At 54.9% G+C, this 297-nt stretch carries 1 pseudogene; it reads left to right on the forward strand.

From position 1 onward, the window contains the following. Positions 1–271: pseudogene (locus J0A66_RS22820) on the forward strand (ACP S-malonyltransferase); the annotation flags it as partial. Positions 272–297 lie beyond the last annotated feature (26 nt).

Consider the following 297-nt stretch of genomic DNA (forward strand, 5'->3'; position numbering starts at 1 on the left):
CGCGGCTTTGCATAGATACACGCTTGATACCCAGGTGGTGGCGCCTTATGACTACAGCAAAGCCATCGAAGTGGCGATTAAAGAGTTTGCCCCGGATAAGCTGATTATTCTCGGCCCTGGCGCCACCCTGGGAGGCGCAACAGCGCAAGTACTGATTAAACACCTGTGGCACAAGCTGCAAAACAAACAGGATTTTATCCAACAACAGCAACAGGAACCGCTGCTCCTGGCTATGGGCCTTGAGGGGCAGCGCCAAGGGGTAACGGGCTAACCAGAAGCCGGGCATTGACGTTGCCT

Source organism: Bowmanella dokdonensis (assembly GCF_017254865.1).
Lineage (GTDB): Bacteria > Pseudomonadota > Gammaproteobacteria > Enterobacterales > Alteromonadaceae > Bowmanella > Bowmanella dokdonensis.